Origin of the sequence: Ottowia flava, from assembly GCF_008017535.1 — a bacterium.
Taxonomy (GTDB): Bacteria; Pseudomonadota; Gammaproteobacteria; order Burkholderiales; family Burkholderiaceae_C; genus Ottowia; species Ottowia flava.
The window spans coordinates 133,603-150,486 of record NZ_VRUA01000010.1 but is presented as its reverse complement, the minus strand read 5'-3'; the positions used below and the strand labels follow the sequence as shown (position 1 = coordinate 150,486).

25 protein-coding genes are annotated in these 16,884 nt (G+C 66.9%); 20 read left to right on the top strand and 5 right to left on the bottom strand.

The window, feature by feature from the left end:
• From FVQ98_RS11980 to FVQ98_RS11920, 13 genes are all read left to right on the top strand, one after another.
• Nucleotides 1-75 (top strand): EF-Tu C-terminal domain-related protein (locus FVQ98_RS11980; RefSeq protein ID WP_198556962.1); only part of this gene is annotated, 75 nt, incomplete at its 5' end.
• A gap of 12 nt (nucleotides 76-87) precedes the next feature.
• On the top strand, nucleotides 88-399 hold the full coding sequence (gene rpsJ, locus FVQ98_RS11975) for a 30S ribosomal protein S10 (protein ID WP_147913669.1): 312 nt from the start codon (nucleotides 88-90) through the stop codon (nucleotides 397-399).
• A 183-nt stretch (nucleotides 400-582) separates the two neighbouring features.
• A complete protein-coding gene (gene rplC / locus FVQ98_RS11970; protein WP_147913668.1) occupies nucleotides 583-1,257 on the top strand; it encodes a 50S ribosomal protein L3 in 675 nt (224 codons plus the stop codon).
• Nucleotides 1,258-1,260: 3 nt separating this feature from the next.
• A complete protein-coding gene (gene rplD / locus FVQ98_RS11965; RefSeq protein WP_147913667.1) occupies nucleotides 1,261-1,881 on the top strand; it encodes a 50S ribosomal protein L4 in 621 nt (206 codons plus the stop codon).
• The gene (gene rplW, locus FVQ98_RS11960) at nucleotides 1,878-2,213 is read left to right on the top strand and encodes a 50S ribosomal protein L23 (protein WP_147913666.1); all 336 of its coding nucleotides are present in this window, start codon (nucleotides 1,878-1,880) and stop codon (nucleotides 2,211-2,213) included. The genes rplD and rplW overlap by 4 nt, the downstream gene beginning before the upstream one ends.
• 3 nt (nucleotides 2,214-2,216) lie before the next feature.
• Entirely contained in the window at nucleotides 2,217-3,041 is an 825-nt protein-coding gene (rplB, locus tag FVQ98_RS11955) for a 50S ribosomal protein L2 (protein ID WP_147913665.1), read from the top strand.
• 12 nt (nucleotides 3,042-3,053) lie between these two features.
• On the top strand, nucleotides 3,054-3,329 hold the full coding sequence (gene rpsS, locus FVQ98_RS11950) for a 30S ribosomal protein S19 (protein WP_147913664.1): 276 nt from the start codon (nucleotides 3,054-3,056) through the stop codon (nucleotides 3,327-3,329).
• A 12-nt stretch (nucleotides 3,330-3,341) separates the two neighbouring features.
• Nucleotides 3,342-3,671 (top strand): 50S ribosomal protein L22, encoded by a 330-nt coding sequence (gene rplV, locus FVQ98_RS11945; RefSeq protein WP_147913663.1) that lies wholly within the window; start codon nucleotides 3,342-3,344, stop codon nucleotides 3,669-3,671.
• Between the two features lie 18 nt (nucleotides 3,672-3,689).
• Nucleotides 3,690-4,589, top strand: a complete 900-nt coding sequence (gene rpsC, locus FVQ98_RS11940; protein ID WP_147913662.1) for a 30S ribosomal protein S3 — start codon at nucleotides 3,690-3,692, stop codon at nucleotides 4,587-4,589.
• Nucleotides 4,590-4,591: 2 nt separating this feature from the next.
• Nucleotides 4,592-5,008, top strand: coding sequence for a 50S ribosomal protein L16 (rplP, locus tag FVQ98_RS11935; protein WP_147913661.1), 417 nt, complete (start codon nucleotides 4,592-4,594; stop codon nucleotides 5,006-5,008).
• A gap of 16 nt (nucleotides 5,009-5,024) precedes the next feature.
• Complete coding sequence (gene rpmC, locus FVQ98_RS11930; RefSeq protein ID WP_147913660.1) at nucleotides 5,025-5,222, top strand: 50S ribosomal protein L29; 198 nt, start codon at nucleotides 5,025-5,027, stop codon at nucleotides 5,220-5,222.
• A gap of 8 nt (nucleotides 5,223-5,230) precedes the next feature.
• Complete coding sequence (gene rpsQ / locus FVQ98_RS11925) at nucleotides 5,231-5,500, top strand: 30S ribosomal protein S17 (RefSeq protein ID WP_147913659.1); 270 nt, start codon at nucleotides 5,231-5,233, stop codon at nucleotides 5,498-5,500.
• 156 nt (nucleotides 5,501-5,656) lie between these two features.
• Nucleotides 5,657-6,163 carry a peroxiredoxin gene (locus tag FVQ98_RS11920; protein ID WP_147913658.1) on the top strand — a complete coding sequence of 169 codons (507 nt, stop codon included), beginning with the start codon at nucleotides 5,657-5,659 and terminating at the stop codon, nucleotides 6,161-6,163.
• Nucleotides 6,164-6,369: 206 nt separating this feature from the next.
• On the opposite strand, the gene FVQ98_RS11915 is transcribed toward FVQ98_RS11920, so the two are convergent.
• The gene (locus tag FVQ98_RS11915; RefSeq protein ID WP_147913681.1) at nucleotides 6,370-6,816 is read right to left on the bottom strand and encodes a GNAT family N-acetyltransferase; all 447 of its coding nucleotides are present in this window, start codon (nucleotides 6,814-6,816) and stop codon (nucleotides 6,370-6,372) included.
• A gap of 117 nt (nucleotides 6,817-6,933) precedes the next feature.
• Nucleotides 6,934-7,614 (bottom strand): cytochrome b/b6 domain-containing protein, encoded by a 681-nt coding sequence (locus FVQ98_RS11910; protein WP_147913657.1) that lies wholly within the window; start codon nucleotides 7,612-7,614, stop codon nucleotides 6,934-6,936.
• 157 nt (nucleotides 7,615-7,771) lie between these two features.
• Between FVQ98_RS11910 and FVQ98_RS11905 the strand changes: the two genes are divergently transcribed.
• Entirely contained in the window at nucleotides 7,772-8,233 is a 462-nt protein-coding gene (locus FVQ98_RS11905) for a c-type cytochrome (RefSeq protein ID WP_147913656.1), read from the top strand.
• Between the two features lie 174 nt (nucleotides 8,234-8,407).
• Here FVQ98_RS11905 and FVQ98_RS11900 read toward each other — a convergent pair whose 3' ends face one another.
• From FVQ98_RS11900 to FVQ98_RS11890, 3 genes are all read right to left on the bottom strand, one after another.
• The gene (locus FVQ98_RS11900; RefSeq protein WP_147913655.1) at nucleotides 8,408-8,905 is read right to left on the bottom strand and encodes a TlpA disulfide reductase family protein; all 498 of its coding nucleotides are present in this window, start codon (nucleotides 8,903-8,905) and stop codon (nucleotides 8,408-8,410) included.
• A gap of 185 nt (nucleotides 8,906-9,090) precedes the next feature.
• A complete protein-coding gene (locus FVQ98_RS11895; RefSeq protein WP_147913654.1) occupies nucleotides 9,091-9,828 on the bottom strand; it encodes an alpha/beta hydrolase in 738 nt (245 codons plus the stop codon).
• Nucleotides 9,829-9,919: 91 nt separating this feature from the next.
• Nucleotides 9,920-11,155, bottom strand: coding sequence for a CaiB/BaiF CoA transferase family protein (locus FVQ98_RS11890; RefSeq protein WP_147913653.1), 1,236 nt, complete (start codon nucleotides 11,153-11,155; stop codon nucleotides 9,920-9,922).
• A 102-nt stretch (nucleotides 11,156-11,257) separates the two neighbouring features.
• On the opposite strand from FVQ98_RS11890, the gene FVQ98_RS11885 reads away from it, so the two are divergent.
• The 6 genes from FVQ98_RS11885 (at nucleotide 11,258) to ptsP (ending at nucleotide 16,869) form a co-directional block, all read left to right on the top strand.
• Nucleotides 11,258-11,809 (top strand): hypothetical protein, encoded by a 552-nt coding sequence (locus tag FVQ98_RS11885; protein WP_147913652.1) that lies wholly within the window; start codon nucleotides 11,258-11,260, stop codon nucleotides 11,807-11,809.
• The gene (locus tag FVQ98_RS11880; protein ID WP_255507747.1) at nucleotides 11,806-13,110 is read left to right on the top strand and encodes an MFS transporter; all 1,305 of its coding nucleotides are present in this window, start codon (nucleotides 11,806-11,808) and stop codon (nucleotides 13,108-13,110) included. Before FVQ98_RS11885 ends, FVQ98_RS11880 begins: the two co-directional genes overlap by 4 nt.
• Nucleotides 13,111-13,133: 23 nt before the next feature.
• Nucleotides 13,134-13,583, top strand: a complete 450-nt coding sequence (locus FVQ98_RS11875; RefSeq protein ID WP_147913651.1) for a PTS sugar transporter subunit IIA — start codon at nucleotides 13,134-13,136, stop codon at nucleotides 13,581-13,583.
• Nucleotides 13,552-13,821 (top strand): HPr family phosphocarrier protein, encoded by a 270-nt coding sequence (locus FVQ98_RS11870; RefSeq protein WP_147913650.1) that lies wholly within the window; start codon nucleotides 13,552-13,554, stop codon nucleotides 13,819-13,821. The genes FVQ98_RS11875 and FVQ98_RS11870 overlap by 32 nt, the downstream gene beginning before the upstream one ends.
• A gap of 373 nt (nucleotides 13,822-14,194) precedes the next feature.
• Nucleotides 14,195-15,115 carry a tetratricopeptide repeat protein gene (locus FVQ98_RS11865; RefSeq protein ID WP_147913649.1) on the top strand — a complete coding sequence of 307 codons (921 nt, stop codon included), beginning with the start codon at nucleotides 14,195-14,197 and terminating at the stop codon, nucleotides 15,113-15,115.
• Nucleotides 15,112-16,869, top strand: a complete 1,758-nt coding sequence (gene ptsP / locus FVQ98_RS11860; protein WP_147913648.1) for a phosphoenolpyruvate--protein phosphotransferase — start codon at nucleotides 15,112-15,114, stop codon at nucleotides 16,867-16,869. Before FVQ98_RS11865 ends, ptsP begins: the two co-directional genes overlap by 4 nt.
• Nucleotides 16,870-16,884 lie beyond the last annotated feature (15 nt).

Genomic DNA, 16,884 nt, shown 5'->3' with positions numbered 1-16,884 from the left:
GAAGGTCTGCGCTTTGCTATCCGCGAAGGCGGCCGCACGGTCGGCGCTGGCGTCGTGGCCAAGATCATCGCCTGAGGTTGACGCAACATGGCCAAGCAAAAAATCCGCATCCGCCTGAAGGCGTTTGACTACAAGCTGATCGACCAGTCGGCTGCCGAGATCGTGGACACCGCCAAGCGCACCGGCGCCGTGGTCAAGGGCCCCGTGCCCCTGCCCACGCGCATGAAGCGCTTCGATATCCTGCGTTCGCCGCACGTCAACAAGTCGAGCCGCGACCAGTTCGAGATCCGCACGCACCAGCGCCTGATGGACATTGTCGACCCGACCGACAAGACCGTTGACGCCCTGATGAAGCTGGATCTGCCGGCTGGCGTAGACGTGGAGATCAAGCTCCAGTGATCCCGCGGGCGCCCGCCCAGTGCGGCCGCCCACGCTGACCCCAAACGCGGACTTGCCCAAAAGGCAATGTCCGCGTTATAATTTACGGCTTGCCCTTTTTCGGGCAAGACTTTTCAACCCTCTTTCGCAATCCAAACGCGCTGGCCAATTGCAGCGAGCGCGGCGGGAGTTCAGGAGCAATAAATGAGTCAAAGCAATCGATTGGGGTTGCTGGGGCGCAAGGTGGGCATGATGCGTCTGTTCACCGATGACGGCGATGCAGTGCCCGTCACGGTGGTCGATGTGTCGAACAACCGCGTCACACAAGTCAAAACCCAAGAGAACGACGGCTACGTGGCCCTGCAAGTCACGTTCGGCGCACGCAAAGCTTCGCGTGTGACCAAGCCGCAAGCCGGCCACCTCGCCAAGGCGGGCGTCGAAGCCGGTGAAATCACCCAGGAATTCCGCGTGGACGGCGACGTCGCAGGCAAGTACGCCGCTGGCGCCGCTGTGCCTGTGGCCGACGTGTTTGCCGTGGGCCAGAAGGTGGACGTGCAAGGCACCTCCATCGGTAAGGGCTACGCCGGCACGATCAAGCGCCACAACTTCAGCTCGCAGCGCGCCTCGCACGGTAACAGCCGTTCGCACAATGTGCCGGGCTCGATCTCCATGGCGCAGGATCCTGGCCGCGTGTTCCCAGGCAAGAAGATGACCGGTCACATGGGCGACGAAACCGTCACCACACAGAACCTGGACGTCATCCGCATCGACGAAGCGCGTCAGCTGCTGCTGATCAAAGGCGCTGTCCCTGGCTCGCGCGGCGGTTTCGTGACCGTGCGCCCGGCCGTCAAGGCCAAGCCAGCGAAAGAGGGGGCATAAGCCATGCAACTCGAACTCCTCAACGACCAGGGTCAGGCCGCGTCCAAGATCGACGCCCCCGAAACCGTGTTCGGTCGCGACTACAACGAAGCGCTGGTGCACCAGCTGGTGGTGGCCTACAAGGCCAACGCCCGCCAAGGCACGCGCGCCCAGAAGGACCGCGAGCAGGTCAAGCACTCGACCAAAAAGCCGTTCCGCCAGAAGGGCACGGGCAACGCCCGCGCCGGTATGACGTCCTCGCCCCTGTGGCGTGGCGGCGGTCGCACCTTCCCGAACTCGCCTGAAGAAAACTTCACGCAGAAGATCAACAAGAAGATGTACCGCGCCGGCATGGCGTCCATCTTCTCGCAGCTGGCCCGCGAAGGCCGCCTGGCCGTGGTCGAATCGATGAAAGTCGACTCGCCCAAGACCAAGCAGCTGGCTGCCCGCTTCAAGTCCATGAAGCTCGATTCCGTGCTGGTGATCGCTGACGAAGTCGACGAGAACCTGTACTTGGCATCGCGCAACCTGGGCCATGTGTTGGTGATCGAGCCGCGCTACGCCGATCCCGTGTCGCTGGTGCACTACAAGAAGGTGCTGGTCACCAAGGGTGCCATCGACAAGCTCAAGGAGATGTTCGCATGAGCCGCATCAATCCGACCCCAAAAGAGCGCCAGTTCGACGAAGGCCGCCTGATGCAGGTGCTGCTCGCGCCGGTGATCTCCGAAAAGGCCACGATGGTGGCCGAAAAGTCCAATGCCGTCACCTTCAAGGTGCTGCGCGACGCGACCAAGCCTGAAATCAAAGCCGCTGTTGAACTGCTGTTCAATGTGGAAGTGAAGGGCGTGTCCGTGGCCAACATCAAGGGCAAGACCAAGCGCTTTGGTCGCACCATCGGTCGCCGTGACCACGTGCGCAAGGCCTACGTCCTGCTCAAGGAAGGTCAAGAGCTGAACCTGTCCGGGGAGGCTGCGTAAACCATGGCCGTCATCAAGATCAAACCGACCTCGCCTGGCCGCCGCGCCATGATCAAGGTCTCGCGCGACCACCTGCACAAGGGTGAAGGTTTTGCGCCGCTGCTGGAGCCGCAATTCCAGAAGGCCGGCCGCAACAACAACGGTCGCATCACCACGCGCCACAAGGGCGGTGGTCACCGTCACCACTACCGTGTGGTCGACTTCCGTCGCAACAAGGACGGCGTGGCTGCCAAAGTGGAACGGATCGAATACGACCCGAACCGCTCGGCCCACATTGCCCTAGTTTGCTATGCCGATGGCGAGCGCCGCTACATCATCGCCCCGCGCGGTGTCGAAGTGGGCAGCCAGCTGATGAGCGGCTCCGAAGCTCCCATCCGCGCCGGCAACACCCTGCCGATCCGCAACATCCCGGTGGGTTCGACCATCCACTGCATCGAGCTCAAGCCCGGTGCCGGTGCCCAGATCGCCCGCTCGGCCGGCACGTCCGCCACGCTGCTGGCGCGTGAAGGCGTGTACGCCCAGGTGCGTATGCGCTCGGGTGAAGTGCGCAAGATCCACATCGAGTGCCGCGCCACCATCGGTGAAGTCGCCAACGAAGAGCACAGCCTGCGCCAACTCGGCAAGGCCGGTGTGAAGCGCTGGATGGGTATTCGTCCGACCGTGCGCGGTATCGTGATGAACCCGGTCGACCACCCGATGGGTGGTGGTGAAGGCCGCAGCAAGTCCGGTCGCCAGCCAGTTGACCCATGGGGCAACCTGACCAAGGGCTACCGCACGCGCGCCAACAAGCGTACGCAGAACATGATCGTTTCGCGTCGCAAGAAGTAAGGACACCCGCAAATGACACGTTCTCTCAAGAAGGGTCCGTTTGTGGACCACCACCTTCTGGCCAAGGTCGACAAGGCCGTTGCCACGAAGGACAAGAAGCCCGTCAAGACTTGGTCGCGCCGCTCCATGATCCTGCCCGAATTCATCGGGCTGACGATCGCCGTGCACAACGGCAAGCAGCACGTGCCGGTGTATGTGACTGACCAGATGGTTGGTCACAAGCTCGGCGAATTTGCTCTGACGCGCACCTTCAAAGGTCATGCGGCAGACAAGAAAGCCAAGAAGTAAGGAACAAGACCAATGGAAACACGTGCAGTCCTCCGTGGTGTGCGCCTGTCGGTCGACAAGGGGCGCCTCGTGGCCGACCTGATCCGCGGCAAGCAAGTGGATCAGGCCCTCAACACCCTCAACTTCACGCAGAAGAAAGCCGCCGGCATCATTAAGAAGGTGCTGGAATCGGCGATCGCCAATGCCGAGCACAACGACGGTGCCGACATCGACGAACTCCGCGTCAAGACCATCTATGTCGAGCAGGGCACCACGCTCAAGCGCTCGGCAGCCCGCGCCAAAGGCCGCGGTGCGCGCTTGTCCAAGCCCACGTGTCACGTCTACGTGACGGTGGGCAACTAAGGAAGGCCGGAAAAGACTATGGGACAGAAAATCCACCCAACCGGCTTCCGCCTGTCGGTCAGCCGCAACTGGGCCAGCCGTTGGTACGCCAACAACCGGGACTTCGCCGGCATGCTGGCTGAAGACATCAAGGTGCGTGAGTACCTGAAGGCCAAGCTCAAGAACGCCGCCGTGTCGCGCGTCTTGATCGAGCGCCCCGCCAAGAACGCCCGCATCACCATCTACTCGGCACGTCCGGGCGTGGTGATCGGCAAGAAAGGCGAGGACATCGAGAAGCTGAAGAAGGACCTGGCTGCCCAACTGGGCGTGCCGGTGGCCGTCAACATCGAAGAAGTGCGCAAGCCTGAAGTCGATGCCCAACTGATCGCCGACTCGATCACGCAACAGCTCGAAAAGCGGATCATGTTCCGCCGCGCCATGAAGCGCGCCATGCAGAACGCCATGCGTCTGGGTGCCCAGGGCATCAAGATCATGTCTGCTGGCCGCCTGAACGGCATCGAAATCGCCCGTACCGAGTGGTACCGCGAAGGCCGCGTGCCGCTGCATACGCTGCGCGCCGACATCGACTACGGTTTCAGCGAAGCCAAGACCACCTACGGCATCATCGGTGTCAAGGTGTGGGTCTACAAAGGCGACAACCTGGGCCGCAACGATGCGCCTTCGCTGGACAGCACGCCGCGCCCCGAGGGCGAAGAGCGCCGCGGTCCGCGTGGTCCGCGCCGTGACGGCCGCGGTGGCCCTGGCGGCGACCGCGCCGGCCGTGGCGGCCCGCGCCGTGGTGGCGCCGGCACCAATGCTGCGCCCGCTGATGGCAGCGACAAACCCGCTGAAGGCCAGGGGGCCGACGGTCAACCCGCCGTTAAGCGCGTCCGCAAAGCCGCGCCCGCTGCAGCAGCGGACGGCGCCAAAGGAGAGTAAACATGCTGCAACCTGCACGCAGAAAGTACCGCAAGGAGCACAAGGGCCGCAACACCGGTATCGCCACTCGTGGCAATACCGTGGCCTTTGGCGAATTCGGTCTGAAGTCCACCGATCGCGGCCGTCTGACGGCGCGCCAGATCGAATCCGCCCGCCGTGCCATCACCCGTCACGTCAAGCGCGGTGGCCGCATCTGGATCCGTGTGTTCCCGGACAAGCCAATTTCTACCAAGCCCGCCGAAGTGCGTATGGGTAACGGTAAAGGCAACCCCGAGTACTACGTGGCCGAGATCCAGCCCGGCAAGGTGCTGTACGAAATCGTGGGTGTGCCCGAGGCGCTGGCCCGCGAGGCATTCCAGCTGGCTGCGGCCAAGCTGCCCCTGCGCACGACCTTCGTGGCGCGCATGATCGGCCAGTAATCAGGAGCAACACCAGATGAAAACCGCTGAACTGCGCAAGAAGGACGTGGCTGGTCTGCAAGCCGAGGTGAAGGACCTGCAAAAGGCCCATTTCAACCTGCGCATGCAAAAAGCCACGCAGCAACTCAACAACACGGCCCAGCTGCGCGAAACGCGTCGCGCCATCGCGCGCGCCAAGACGCTGATCGCCGAGAAGCAAGCCGCCGCCAAGTAAGGACTGTGATGACGGAAGCCAAACCCTCCCTCAAGCGCACCCTGATCGGCAAGGTCGTCAGCGACAAGCGCAACAAAACCGTGACCGTATTGATCGAGCGCCGCGTCAAGCACCCGATCTACGGCAAGATCATGATTCGTTCGTCCAAGTACCACGCGCACGACGAAAAAGACGAGTACAAGCTCGGCGACATGATCGAAATCACCGAGAGCCGTCCGCTCTCGAAAACCAAGAACTGGGTCGCCACGCGCCTGGTTCAAAAGGCTGCCGTGGTCTGATGCCACGCGCCACGTCGGAGCGGTGCTTGCGCTGCCCCGACGTTAAAACCCCGCCCCGGTGCGGGGTGCATGAAACGGCCCACAATGTGGGTCGTTTTTGTTTTGGGCGCCCGGTTTTCGGGGCCCTCCCTTCACGCACATAACGAGGAGCGCACCATGATCAAAGTCGGAGATTCCCTGCCCGCCGTCACCCTGTCCGAGTACTCGGAAGTCGAAGGCAATGGCTGCAGCCTAGGCCCCAACCCGGTCGACGTGGCCAAGGCGGCTGCAGGCAAGACGATTGCCATCTTTGCCGTGCCCGGCGCCTTCACGCCCACCTGCTCGGCCAAGCACGTGCCCAGCTACCTGCAGAACGCCGATGCGATGAAGGCCGCCGGCGTGGACGAAATCTGGTGCCTGTCGGTGAACGACCCCTTCGTCATGGGCGCCTGGGCGCGCGACCAGAAGACCGACGGCAAGGTTCGCATGCTGGCTGACGGCGACGCCGCTTTCGCCAAGGCCACCGGCTTGACGCTGGACCTGAACGGCAAGGGCATGGGCCTGCGCAGCAACCGCTATTCCATGCTGGTGAAAGACGGCAAGGTCGTCACGCTGAACGTGGAAGCGCCGGGCAAGTTTGAGGTGAGCGACGGCGCTACGATGCTGGCGCAAGCCAAAGCCTGATCTGAGCCCGCGATCGACCGCGCACCAGCAGATCCATTTTTGCTGCTAAAAGCATAGCTGCCTGCGCGGTCTGTTGTAGGACGCGAATCGAAAAGCGTTCGAATGTGAAGTTGGAGCCGTGGGCAACGTGCTCTCGGCATGGAGTTCGAATGGGTTGGCGCGATGCCGACCCCGCCAGCGCCCAGCGAACGCCCAGCCCCCAAGCCTCAGGCGCGCAGATCGACCTTCAGGTAATGCGCGCCAGGCAAGGGGTTGTGGTAGTAGGGCGGAATTTCTTCGAAGCCCAGGTCTTCGTACAGAGCGCGGGCCGCCTCCATCTCATCGAGCGTGTCCAGCAGCACGCAGTCGTAGCCGAGCCGCACGGCCGCTTCCAGCACGGCTTCGGCCAGATGGCGACCCAGGCCGAAACCCCGGAACGCCTTGCGCACGAACAGGCGCTTCATCTCGGCCGCGTTGGTGTGGTCGACATCGTCGATCGGCCGCAAGGCGCAGCAACCGGCGAGTTCGCCATCGACTGCGGCCAGCAGCAGCGTTCCGCGCGGCTCGGCGTAGTCTCCAGGCAACCCGCTCAATTCGTCATCGAAACCCTGGAATTGCAAATCCACGCCCAGCAGCTGGGCGTATTCCAGGAACAGGTCTCGGGCCTGGGCCATGTGTTCGGCGCTGGCGGCCACAAAAATATCGACAGGAGGGCGGGTGTCCACGGCAGGGTCAAGGGTTGAACAGCGGCCAACATCGCCCATTCAGGGCGGCGCCAGCTGGGGGGCAGTTTAGCCCAGCGACGGCACGGCCCCGAACTGCACCACGGCGTACACCACACCGGCCGACAGTGTCAGCAGCAGAAGCGCCAGCAGCCGGTGACCGGCCGAATCGGCCGCCGACGGCAGCGCAGCAGCGCCTGGGACCACCTTGTCGCCGGTCACCATGGGGGTGATCAGGTTGCGCCGCCGCGCCAGGTAGGCGAACACGGCGACCACATGCAGCAGCACCAGGCCGATCACCAAGTACTGGCCCCAACCCTTGTGCCAGGTGGTGGCGCGGCTGACCCACTCGCCCGACACGAGTGCCGTCAGGGGGCCGGAGAAAGCGATCTCGTCGTCGGCAAACAGCCCGCTGGCGATCTGCAGCGCCAGCACCAGCAACATCGCAAAGACCGACAGCGCGCCCAGCGGCGAATGGCCGGCCGAGTCGGCCGCCGTGCCGCGCCCACCCAGGTAGCGGGCCAGCCGCCCGGGCGTCGGGAAAAAGCTGGCAAACCGCGACCAGTGGCCACCCACCAGACCCCACAGCAGCCGGAATAGCAGCAGCGTGAAGACCGCGTAGGCAAGGCGGAAGTGCCAGTTCATCGCCTCGCCGCCGATCTTGGCGGTGACCACCAGACCGACGATGCAGGCGGCCAGCGCCCAGTGAAACAGGCGCGTGGGCAGGTCCCAGATGCGGACAGTGGTCATGGCTTTCCTGACAGAAGCGAAGCGGCTGGGCGTACCGATCAAAAACCCGATATTCTTGGCAAAGGTAGCATACCGGCGCCCTAAGTGGCCGATGCGCCGAACGGCGGGACGACCTGCTCGCCGCCACCCCGTTCAACCGAATCCCGGAGCTCCTCCCATGAACAAGAAGTCCCTGCTTGCGCTGTCGCTGGCTGCTGCTGGCTTGCTGGCCTCCCTGCCCGCCGCCGCCCAGTTTGCCAAGGCCGAAGACGCCGTCCAATACCGCCAGAGCGCCTTTCGCGTGCTGGGCTTTCACTTCGGCCGTCTGGGCGCCATGGCCAACGGCAAGATGCCCTACGACGCGGCCACCGCCGCCGCCGACGGGGACGTGATCGCCGCTGTGGCCAAGTTGCCGATCAACGCCTTCGTTCCCGGCTCCGAATCCGGCCACAACACGCGTGCCCTGCCCGACGTGTGGAAAGAATTGCCCAAGGTGAAGGACCTGAACGCGAAGATGGTCGACGCCACTGGCAAGCTGGCCGTGGCCGCCAAGAGTGGCAACCTGGACCAGCTCAAGGCCGCGTTCGGCCCCGCTGCGCAAAGCTGCAAGGCCTGCCACGACGACTTCCGCAAGAAGTAAGCAGTCGGTTGAAGCCGCTGGCCAGCGTGGTTTGGGTGCGGATGTGCAATCGATTTGATAGCTGCTTGCGCAGACGTACCTAAGGCCAGCGCCCGAAAAGACAAAAAAGCCGCGTTCGACGCGGCTTTTTTTGGGGGGCGATCAAGCGGAAAAGGCAGCCGTCCGCTCGTCCGATCAAGCCTCGGCCAGCAGCTTCTCGATCAGCTTGTGCAGTTCGTCAAAGTTGGGCGCACCCACGTAGCGTTTGACGATCTCCCCCTGCTTGTTCAGCACGAAGGTGGTCGGCGTCAGCTTGATATCGCCCCAGGCCCTGGCCACCTCACCCGTGTTGTCGATCGCCACCTTGAAGGGCAGCTTGCGCGTTTCGGCAAAGTTGACGACGTAGCTTGGCGGGTCGTACTGCATGGCGACCGCCACGGTTTCGTAGCCTTTGGCCTTGAACTTGTCGTAAGTGGCGACAATTTGCGGCATCTCCGCCACGCACGTGGTGCAGCTGGTGGCCCAGAAATTCACCAGCGTGACCTTGCCCTTGAGGTTTTGTGTGGTCTGTTGGCTGCCGTCGAGCAGCACGAAGGTGGACTCGGGCGCGCTGTCCTTGCCGCAGCCAGCCAGCGCCAGCGTGGTGGCCAGGGCCAGCGCCACGCTCAGGGTTTTGAAGGTAGGGGCTTTCATGGTGCAACCTGTATTTTAGGGAGCGCGGGCGTCTCTTGCGCGCGCCGCAAGCTTGTCCGCGCCGGCTCGGGGTCTTGGCGTGGGCGCGGTGCTCAGCCCAATGGATCGCAACCGCTGCGGGAAGTTCGTCCTGCGGGCCAAGAAAGCGGCGACATGCGCCTGGGCACGTGGCCCAGGCCGCCTCGTCACATGGCCAGCTGAAGCAGCAGCTGCTGGAACGCCTCGGGCTCGCTCAACATCGGGTCGTGCCCGGTCGCCATTTCGACGACACGCACCCCGCCGCCGCCGGCCCAGGCGCCGCCCCAGAACTGCGGGTTGGCGATGCGCTGGCGCGATGGGTCGATGGTGGCCAGGCGCGGGTCGGTGCAGCTGATGAAGGTGCGCGGCACGGCGGCCACGCGCACCGGGTCGAAATCCAGCGCTTGCGTGTAGGTGTGGCCGGGGTGGGGCGTGCTGCGGCGTTCGACCCACTCGGCCAGCGCGCCGGTCAGGCCGAAGGCGCTGGCGGGCGGCGCGGGAAAGGCGTACTGCTCGTTCGCCTCGGCACCGGCGATGCGCTGCGTGCGCGTGTCGGCGCTGTGCGCGCTGCCCCAGGTTTCGCCCGGCGTGGGCAGTACGGCGTCCACATAGACCAGGTGGCGCAGCTTGCCTGGCCGGCGGTCGGCCGCGGCGGTGCCCAGCATGCCGGCGTAGGAATGCACCACCAAGATGCAGTCGTCCAGCTCTTCCGTGTCCAGCGCGCCCAGCACGTCGGCGATGTGGGTTTCCAGGTTGATGTCGGGCGTGAGCAGGTGGGCGCGTTCGCCCAGGCCCGTCAGCGTAACGGCGTGCGCGCGGTGGCCGGCACGGATCAGCGTGTTCAGCGTGTCGCGCCAGTACCAGGCGCCGCCCCAGGCGCCATGCACGAGCAGGTAGTTGGCCATAGTCGGTCTCCTGATTTATGGATCAAATTGGCCTCTGGCGCTAGAACCATCTGCGCAAGCAGCTATGAAATACAGAGTGATCTGATGCAATTCAAATCACCTTCTGGTCGCGCAGCGCCGCCAGCCGGGCCGCGTCGTAGCCCAGCAGATTGCCCAGCACGTCGTCGGTGTGCTGGCCCAGCAGCGGCGGCGGCAGGTCGGTGCGCACCGGCGTTTTCGACAGCTTGAGTGGGCTGGCGACCAGCCGCAGGTCGTGCTTGAAAGGGTGCTTCCAGTGCGTGACCATGCCGCGCTGCTGCACCTGCGGGTCTTCAAACACTTCCTGCAGGTTGTTGATCGCGCCGCACGGCACCTTGGCCGCTTCCAGCGCCGCCAGCCAGTTCGCCTTCGGGCGGGCTTTCATGATTTCGGTGAGGATGGGCACGAGTTCGTCGCGGTTGCGCACACGATCGGCGTTTTTGACGTACCGCGCGTCCTGCGCCAGGTCGGGCCGCCCGGCCACCTGGCAGAACTTGGCGTACTGCCCGTCGTTGCCCACCGCCAGGATGATGTGGTCGGCGCTGCCGTCGGCCTTGGGCGCCACCTCGAACACCTGGTAGGGCACGATGTTCTGGTGCGCGTTGCCCATGCGGCCCGGCACCTTGCCGCTGACCAGGTAGTTGGCGCCCAGGTTGGCCAGCATGGCGGTTTGCGTGTCCAGCAGCGCCATGTCGACGTACTGGCCTTCGCCCGTGCGTTCGGCGTGGCGCAGCGCCGCCAGGATGCCCACGGTGGCGTACATGCCGGTGAACAGGTCGGCCACGGCCACGCCCACCTTCTGCGGGCCGCCGCCCAGGGTGTCGCGCTCGCCGGTGATGCTCATCAGCCCGCCCATGCCCTGGATGGCGTAGTCGTAGCCGGCGCGCGGCGCGTACGGCCCGGTCTGGCCGAAGCCGGTCAGGCTGCAGTAGACCAGCGCCGGGTTGATGGCCTTCAGGCTGTCGTAGTCGAGCCCGTAGCGCGCCATGTCGCCGACCTTGAAGTTCTCGATGAACACCTGGCAGTGCGCCACCAGCTCGCGGATGAGCTGCTGTCCGGCGGGCGTGGCGATGTCGCAGCTGACCGAGCGCTTGTTGCGGTTGGCACCCAGGTAGTAGGCCGCTTCGTGCGTCTCCTGGCCGTCGTCGGCCGTCAGAAAGGGCGGGCCCCAGCTGCGGGTGTCGTCGCCGCTGCCGGGGCGTTCGATCTTGATCACGTCCGCGCCCAGGTCGGCCAGGGTTTGCGTACACCACGGCCCCGCCAGCACGCGGGACAGGTCGAGGATTCGGATGCCATCGAGAGAGTTCATGGCCGCATTCTGACCCAGCGGGCGCCGCTGGCGTGCCCGGTGCGCCAAGGCCCGCGCGCGCCAAGCCGGCAGCAGCGCAGGGCGCGGCCGATAATCCGGGGCATGGTTTCGCTTCGCCCGGTCGCGCTCGCGGCGTCTTTCTTTGCTGCGTGGCTGACGCTGTCGGCCTGCACACCCTCGCTCAACTGGCGCGAGCTGCCGCTGCCGCCCACCGGCGCACAGGCGCTGCTGCCTTGCAAGCCCGACCACGCCGAACGCAGCGTGCCGCTGGGCGGCCAGCCGACCGAGCTGGCGGTGCTCGGCTGCGAGGCCGGCGGCGCCACCTTCGCCGTCATGGCCACCAAAGTCGGCGCCGGGCGCATGCCCGACGAGCTGCTGGCGGGCTGGGAGCAGGCCACGCTCGGCAACATGAAGGCGACGGGCGAGACCACGCGCCAGCCGTTCCAGCCCGCCGGCGGCCTGCCGCTGGCGCACGCGCAGCGCGTCGTCGCCCAGGGGCAGGCGCCGAACGGGCGTCCCGTGCACGCCCAGGGCGTGTGGACCGCGCGCGCGGCGGAAGGCGGCGGTACCGAACTGGTGCACGCCGTCATGTACAGCGAGCGGCCGCAGCCTGAGGTGGCCGATGCCTTCTTCGCCGGGCTGAAGTGGCGGTGAGCGCCGCCGAGCCGCCGCCGCGCGGCGCCCCGCCCGCGCCGCCGGGCACGTCGCAGGTGCTGCCGCGCCGGGCGGCGATGGTGGTGTTCCTGGCGTTCGCGGTGGCCTATTTCCTGTCGGCTTTACTGCGCGCGGTGACGGCCACGCTGTCGCCGGTGCTCACCGAAGATTTTGCGCTGAACGCGCGCGATCTCGGCCTGCTGGCGGGCGGCTACTTCCTCGGCTTCGCCGCGGTGCAGCTGCCCATGGGCACCTGGCTCGACCGCTACGGGCCCAAGGCGGTGCTGCTCAGCCTGCTCAGCGTCACCGTGCTGGGCTGCGCGGCGTTTGCGCTGGCCGACGGCTTCACCGGGCTGATGCTGGCGCGCGCGCTGATGGGCGTGGGCGTGGCGGCCTGCCTGCTGGCGCCGCTGACCGGCTTTCGCCGCTGGCTGGACGCCGGGGCGCAGCTGCGCGCCAACGCCTGGTTGATGATGACCGGCTCGCTCGGCATGCTGGCCGCCACGCTGCCGGTGCAGTGGCTGGTGCCGGTGCTGGGCTGGCGCGCGCTGTTCTGGCTGATCACCGCGCTGGCGCTGGTGTCGATGGCGCTGATCGCCTGGGTGGTGCCGCACTGGCAGTCGGATGCTCCTAAAACAGAAGCTGCTCGCGCAGGTGGTTCTAACGCTGCAGCCCCAAAAGGTTCCTATTCCGAGATTTGGCGCAACCGCGCATTTCGGCGCGCCGTGCCGCTGGGCATGGTCAGTTTTGGCGGCATGGTCGCCATCCAGTCGCTCTGGGCCGGCCCCTGGATGACCCGGGTCGGCGGCAGCACGCCGCTGGGCGCGGCCACCGGGCTGTTCTGGATCAACCTGTCGATGCTGGTGGTTTTTCTGGGTTGGGGCATGGCCATGCCGCGGCTGGCCGCGCGCGGCGTCTCGGTCGACGCGCTGGTGGTGCGGCTGGCGCCGTTCAGTTTTGCCGCGCTGGCGCTGCTGGTGCTGGCCGGGCCGGCGCTGGGCGGCGCCAGCTTCGCGCTGTTGGCGCTGTACTGCGTGCTGGCCACGCCGATGGCGCAGGTTCAGCCGGTGCTGGCGTTGTCTTTCCTGCCGGCGCTGGCGGGGCGGGCGCTGTCGGCTTACAACCTGGTGATCTTTATCGGCATCTTCTTCGTGCAATGGGGCATCGGCCTGGGCGCCGACGCGCTGGAGGCGTTCGGCTGGTCGCCCGTCAACGCACTGCGCGGCGCCATGGGCGTGTTTGGCGTGCTGAGTGTGGCTTGCTGGCTGCACTTCAGCATCAGCGGCCGCCGCCACCGATAATCCAGGATGCACCGAGCCCCGCCATGAACGCCGTCCTCATCATTGCCCACGCCCCGCTGGCCAATGCCTTGCGCGAAGGCGTGCTGCACTGCTTCCCCGACGCCGCCGATTCGGTGGCGGCCGTGGACGTGCAGGCCAGGGCCGAGCCAGAAGCCTCCCTGGCGCAGGCGCAGCAGGCCCTCAAGTCCCTGCCCAGCGGCAACGTGCTGGTGCTGACCGACATCTTTGGCGCCACGCCCTGCAACGTGGCGCAGCGCCTGGTGGACGGCGTGCACACGCGCCTGATCGCCGGGGCCAACCTGCCGATGGCGCTGCGCGCCATGAGTTACCGGGCCGAACCGCTGGAAGCCATGGCCGCGCGCGCGCTGGCCGGCGGCACCCAGGGCGTGATGTCCGTGGCGGCCGCCACCGGGCCGCAGAACCAGAGCCGACGACCTTCGAATGATTCAGAGCACCATCACCATCAGCAATAAGCTCGGCCTGCACGCGCGCGCCTCCGCGAAACTCACCAAGCTGGCCGGCAGCTTCCCCTGTGAAGTCTGGATGGCAAAGGGCGAGCGCCGCGTCAACGCCAAAAGCATCATGGGCGTGATGATGCTGGCCGCCGGCATCGGCAGCGTGGTCGCCATCGAGACCGATGGCGAGCAGGAGCAGGAGGCCATGGACGCCCTGCGCGCGATGATTGACGACAAGTTTGGTGAGGGCGAATGAAACCTGCCCCCACGCTTCGCGGCTTTGCCTGCTGCGCTGCCCCCCGAGGGGGCCCCGGCCGCCTTGGGGCGGCCCGGCGGCGGCCGGAATTGCCCCCACGCTCCGCTGCTTCGCATGCTGCGCTGCCCCCCGAGGGGGCCCCGGCCGCCTTGGGGGCGGCCCGGCGGCGGCCGGAACTGCCCCCACGCTCCCCCGTTGCGCGTGGTCCGCTGCCCCCCAAGGGGGCCCCGGCTGCCTTGGGGGCGGCCCGGCGGCGGCTGGAGCAGCGCCTCTGTCCCACGCGCCGTCCGACTCACTTCCGTGCGCAGTGCCTGTGCGCTACGCGCGATTCGGTGCGACTCGCGGCTCGCTGGCAGGCTAAGGACATTCACGCATGCCCATCCGCGTCAGCCGCAACGGTCGTGCCGCCACTTTGAACGCAGCGGGTAACGACTGCGAAGAGCGCGGCGATACGGCGGCGGCGCTGGACCTCTACGCCCAGGCGGCGCGGGTGCAACCGAATTGGGCGGTGCCCTGGTTCAACCTGGGCTTGGTGCACAAGTACGCGGGCGAATGGCAAGCTTCGCTCGAAGCCAACCTGGCCGCGCTGGAACGCGAGCCGGACCACGATGGCGCGGGCTGGAATGCCGGCATCGCTGCGACGGCGCTGGGGCAGTGGCGCCTGGCGCGGGCCATGTGGCGGCGCTTCGGCATCGACATGGCCGACAGCGACGAGCCCAGCGGCTTTGCACCGGCGCTGACACCGATCCGCGTCGACCCGAACGGCTTGGCACCTGAGGTGATCTGGGCCGACCGCATCGACCCGGCGCGCGCCGTGATCCGTTCGGTGCCGACCGCAGCGTCAGGCCGGCGTTACGGCGATCTGCTGCTGCACGACGGTGCGCCCAACGGTTACCGGCGCCTGGACGGGCGCGAAGTCCCGGTGTTCGACGAGCTGGCCGTGCTGACCGCGTCGGACTACGAGACTTGGGAATTGCACATCACGCAGATCGACGCTGACCAAACCGAGGCGCTGCTGCGCCAACTCAGCGCGGCGGATCTGCTGGCCGAAGACTGGGGCGGGTTGCGCAATTTGTGTCGCGCCTGCTCCGAAGGCCGCCCGGACGACGACGCCGGCCACGACCACGGGCCGCTGGAACCCTCCAGCGCCGACACGGCGCGCATCGGTCTGGCCATGCCCGCCAGCGCGGCCGACCCGACCTGGGTCCGCGCGCGGGTGGCGGACATTCCAGGCGCAGAGCTGCACAGCCTGACGCGCGTGCTGCCGACCGAAGCATTGGAGGCGCAGCCATGACCTTCGCCATTCACGGGCTGCCCGTCGCGCGCGGCGTGGCGATCGGCCGCGCGGTGCTGGTGGCGTCCAGCCGGCTGGACGTGGCGCACACCTTCATCCGGCCCGACCAGGTGGACAGCGAGATCGCGCGCCTGAGCGCGGCGCGCGAAGCCGTGACGGAAGAGCTGCAGCGCCTGATGGCCACCCTGCCCAAGGACGCACCGGGCGAACTGGCCGGCGTGCTGGAAGTGCACCTGCTGCTGCTGCAGGACCCGACCATCCGCGCCGACGTGCGCCGCTGGGTGACCGAACGCCTGTACAACGCCGAATGGGCGCTGACCAGCCAGCTCGAGGTGCTGGGCCGCCAGTTCGACCAGATGGAAGACGACTACCTGCGCGAGCGCAAGGCCGACGTCGAGCAGGTGGTCGAGCGCGTGCTGCGCCACCTCAAGGGCGCTGCGCTGCCGGTGGTGGCCGCGGCGGCGGCGCCGCGCGTGCCGCGCCAGCACGATCTGGCGCTGGAGGACACGCTGGACGTGCCGCTGGTGCTGGTGGCGCACGACCTGTCGCCGGCCGACATGCTGCAGTTCAAGCAGAGCGTGTACGCCGGCTTTGTCACCGACGTGGGCGGCAAGACCAGCCACACCGCCATCGTGGCGCGCAGCATGGACATTCCGGCGGTGGTCGGCGCGCGCTCGGCCAGCCAGCTGGTGCGCCAGGACGACTGGGTCATCATCGACGGCGATGCGGGCGTGATGATCGTCGACCCCTCGCCCATCATCCTGGCCGAGTACGGTTTCAAGCAGCGCCAGGGCGAGCTGGAGCGCGGGCGCCTGGCGCGCCTCAAGAACACCCCTGCCGTGACGCTCGACGGCGTGAAGATCGAGCTGCTGGCCAACATCGAGGAGCCCGCCGACACCGTGGCCGCACTGGCCGCGGGCGCCGTGGGCGTGGGGCTGTTCCGCAGCGAATTCCTGTTCATGGGCCGCCACGGCAAGCTGCCCGACGAAGAGGAGCAGTACGCTGCCTACCGCGCCGCCGTGGAAGGCATGCACGGGCTGCCGGTGACGATCCGCACCGTGGACGTCGGCGCCGACAAGCCGCTGGACGACTCGCGCCACGACGCCGCGCACCTCAACCCCGCGCTGGGCCGGCGCGCCATCCGCTGGTGCCTGGCCGAGCCGGCGATGTTCCTCACCCAGCTGCGCGCCATCCTGCGCGCGGCGGCGCACGGCAAGGTGATGATCCTCATCCCCATGCTCGCGCACGTCAGCGAGATCCGCCAGACGCTGGAGCTGGTGGACAAGGCGCGCGAGCAGCTCGACCAGCGCGGCGCCGTGCACGGCCCGGTGCAGCTCGGCGCCATGATCGAGGTGCCCGCTGCCGCGCTCTCGGTGCGCCTGTTCCTGCGCTACTTCGACTACCTGTCGATCGGCACCAACGACCTGATCCAGTACACCTTGGCGATCGACCGCGCCGACGAATCCGTCGCCGATCTGTACGACCAGTTGCACCCCGCCGTGCTGCACCTGGTGGCCGACACCATCGCCGAAGGCGCGCGCCAGGCCAAGCCCGTGGCCGTGTGCGGCGAAATGGCGGGCGATCCCGGCATGACGCGCCTGCTGCTCGGCCTGGGCCTGCGCAGCTTTTCGATGCACCCCTCGCAGATTCTGCAGGTCAAGCAGGAGGTGCTGCGCGCCGACGTCGGCAAGCTCACCGAATGGGCGCAGGCGGTGCTGGCCAGCGACGAGCCGGGCGCGCTGCTGGAGGTCTGAAGCAACGGGTGAATC

What these genes read in the sequence shown, in the direction of transcription:
- rpsJ (WP_147913669.1), top strand. Translation starts at nt 88, where the DNA reads ATGGCCAAGCAAAAAATCCGCATCCGCCTGAAGGCGTTTGACTACAAG.
- rplC (WP_147913668.1), top strand. Translation starts at nt 583, where the DNA reads ATGAGTCAAAGCAATCGATTGGGGTTGCTGGGGCGCAAGGTGGGCATG.
- rplD (WP_147913667.1), top strand. Translation starts at nt 1,261, where the DNA reads ATGCAACTCGAACTCCTCAACGACCAGGGTCAGGCCGCGTCCAAGATC.
- rplW (WP_147913666.1), top strand. Translation starts at nt 1,878, where the DNA reads ATGAGCCGCATCAATCCGACCCCAAAAGAGCGCCAGTTCGACGAAGGC.
- rplB (WP_147913665.1), top strand. Translation starts at nt 2,217, where the DNA reads ATGGCCGTCATCAAGATCAAACCGACCTCGCCTGGCCGCCGCGCCATG.
- rpsS (WP_147913664.1), top strand. Translation starts at nt 3,054, where the DNA reads ATGACACGTTCTCTCAAGAAGGGTCCGTTTGTGGACCACCACCTTCTG.
- rplV (WP_147913663.1), top strand. Translation starts at nt 3,342, where the DNA reads ATGGAAACACGTGCAGTCCTCCGTGGTGTGCGCCTGTCGGTCGACAAG.
- rpsC (WP_147913662.1), top strand. Translation starts at nt 3,690, where the DNA reads ATGGGACAGAAAATCCACCCAACCGGCTTCCGCCTGTCGGTCAGCCGC.
- rplP (WP_147913661.1), top strand. Translation starts at nt 4,592, where the DNA reads ATGCTGCAACCTGCACGCAGAAAGTACCGCAAGGAGCACAAGGGCCGC.
- rpmC (WP_147913660.1), top strand. Translation starts at nt 5,025, where the DNA reads ATGAAAACCGCTGAACTGCGCAAGAAGGACGTGGCTGGTCTGCAAGCC.
- rpsQ (WP_147913659.1), top strand. Translation starts at nt 5,231, where the DNA reads ATGACGGAAGCCAAACCCTCCCTCAAGCGCACCCTGATCGGCAAGGTC.
- FVQ98_RS11920 (WP_147913658.1), top strand. Translation starts at nt 5,657, where the DNA reads ATGATCAAAGTCGGAGATTCCCTGCCCGCCGTCACCCTGTCCGAGTAC.
- FVQ98_RS11915 (WP_147913681.1), bottom strand. Translation starts at nt 6,816, where the DNA reads ATGGCCCAGGCCCGAGACCTGTTCCTGGAATACGCCCAGCTGCTGGGC.
- FVQ98_RS11910 (WP_147913657.1), bottom strand. Translation starts at nt 7,614, where the DNA reads ATGACCACTGTCCGCATCTGGGACCTGCCCACGCGCCTGTTTCACTGG.
- FVQ98_RS11905 (WP_147913656.1), top strand. Translation starts at nt 7,772, where the DNA reads ATGAACAAGAAGTCCCTGCTTGCGCTGTCGCTGGCTGCTGCTGGCTTG.
- FVQ98_RS11900 (WP_147913655.1), bottom strand. Translation starts at nt 8,905, where the DNA reads ATGAAAGCCCCTACCTTCAAAACCCTGAGCGTGGCGCTGGCCCTGGCC.
- FVQ98_RS11895 (WP_147913654.1), bottom strand. Translation starts at nt 9,828, where the DNA reads ATGGCCAACTACCTGCTCGTGCATGGCGCCTGGGGCGGCGCCTGGTAC.
- FVQ98_RS11890 (WP_147913653.1), bottom strand. Translation starts at nt 11,155, where the DNA reads ATGAACTCTCTCGATGGCATCCGAATCCTCGACCTGTCCCGCGTGCTG.
- FVQ98_RS11885 (WP_147913652.1), top strand. Translation starts at nt 11,258, where the DNA reads ATGGTTTCGCTTCGCCCGGTCGCGCTCGCGGCGTCTTTCTTTGCTGCG.
- FVQ98_RS11875 (WP_147913651.1), top strand. Translation starts at nt 13,134, where the DNA reads ATGAACGCCGTCCTCATCATTGCCCACGCCCCGCTGGCCAATGCCTTG.
- FVQ98_RS11870 (WP_147913650.1), top strand. Translation starts at nt 13,552, where the DNA reads ATGATTCAGAGCACCATCACCATCAGCAATAAGCTCGGCCTGCACGCG.
- FVQ98_RS11865 (WP_147913649.1), top strand. Translation starts at nt 14,195, where the DNA reads ATGCCCATCCGCGTCAGCCGCAACGGTCGTGCCGCCACTTTGAACGCA.
- ptsP (WP_147913648.1), top strand. Translation starts at nt 15,112, where the DNA reads ATGACCTTCGCCATTCACGGGCTGCCCGTCGCGCGCGGCGTGGCGATC.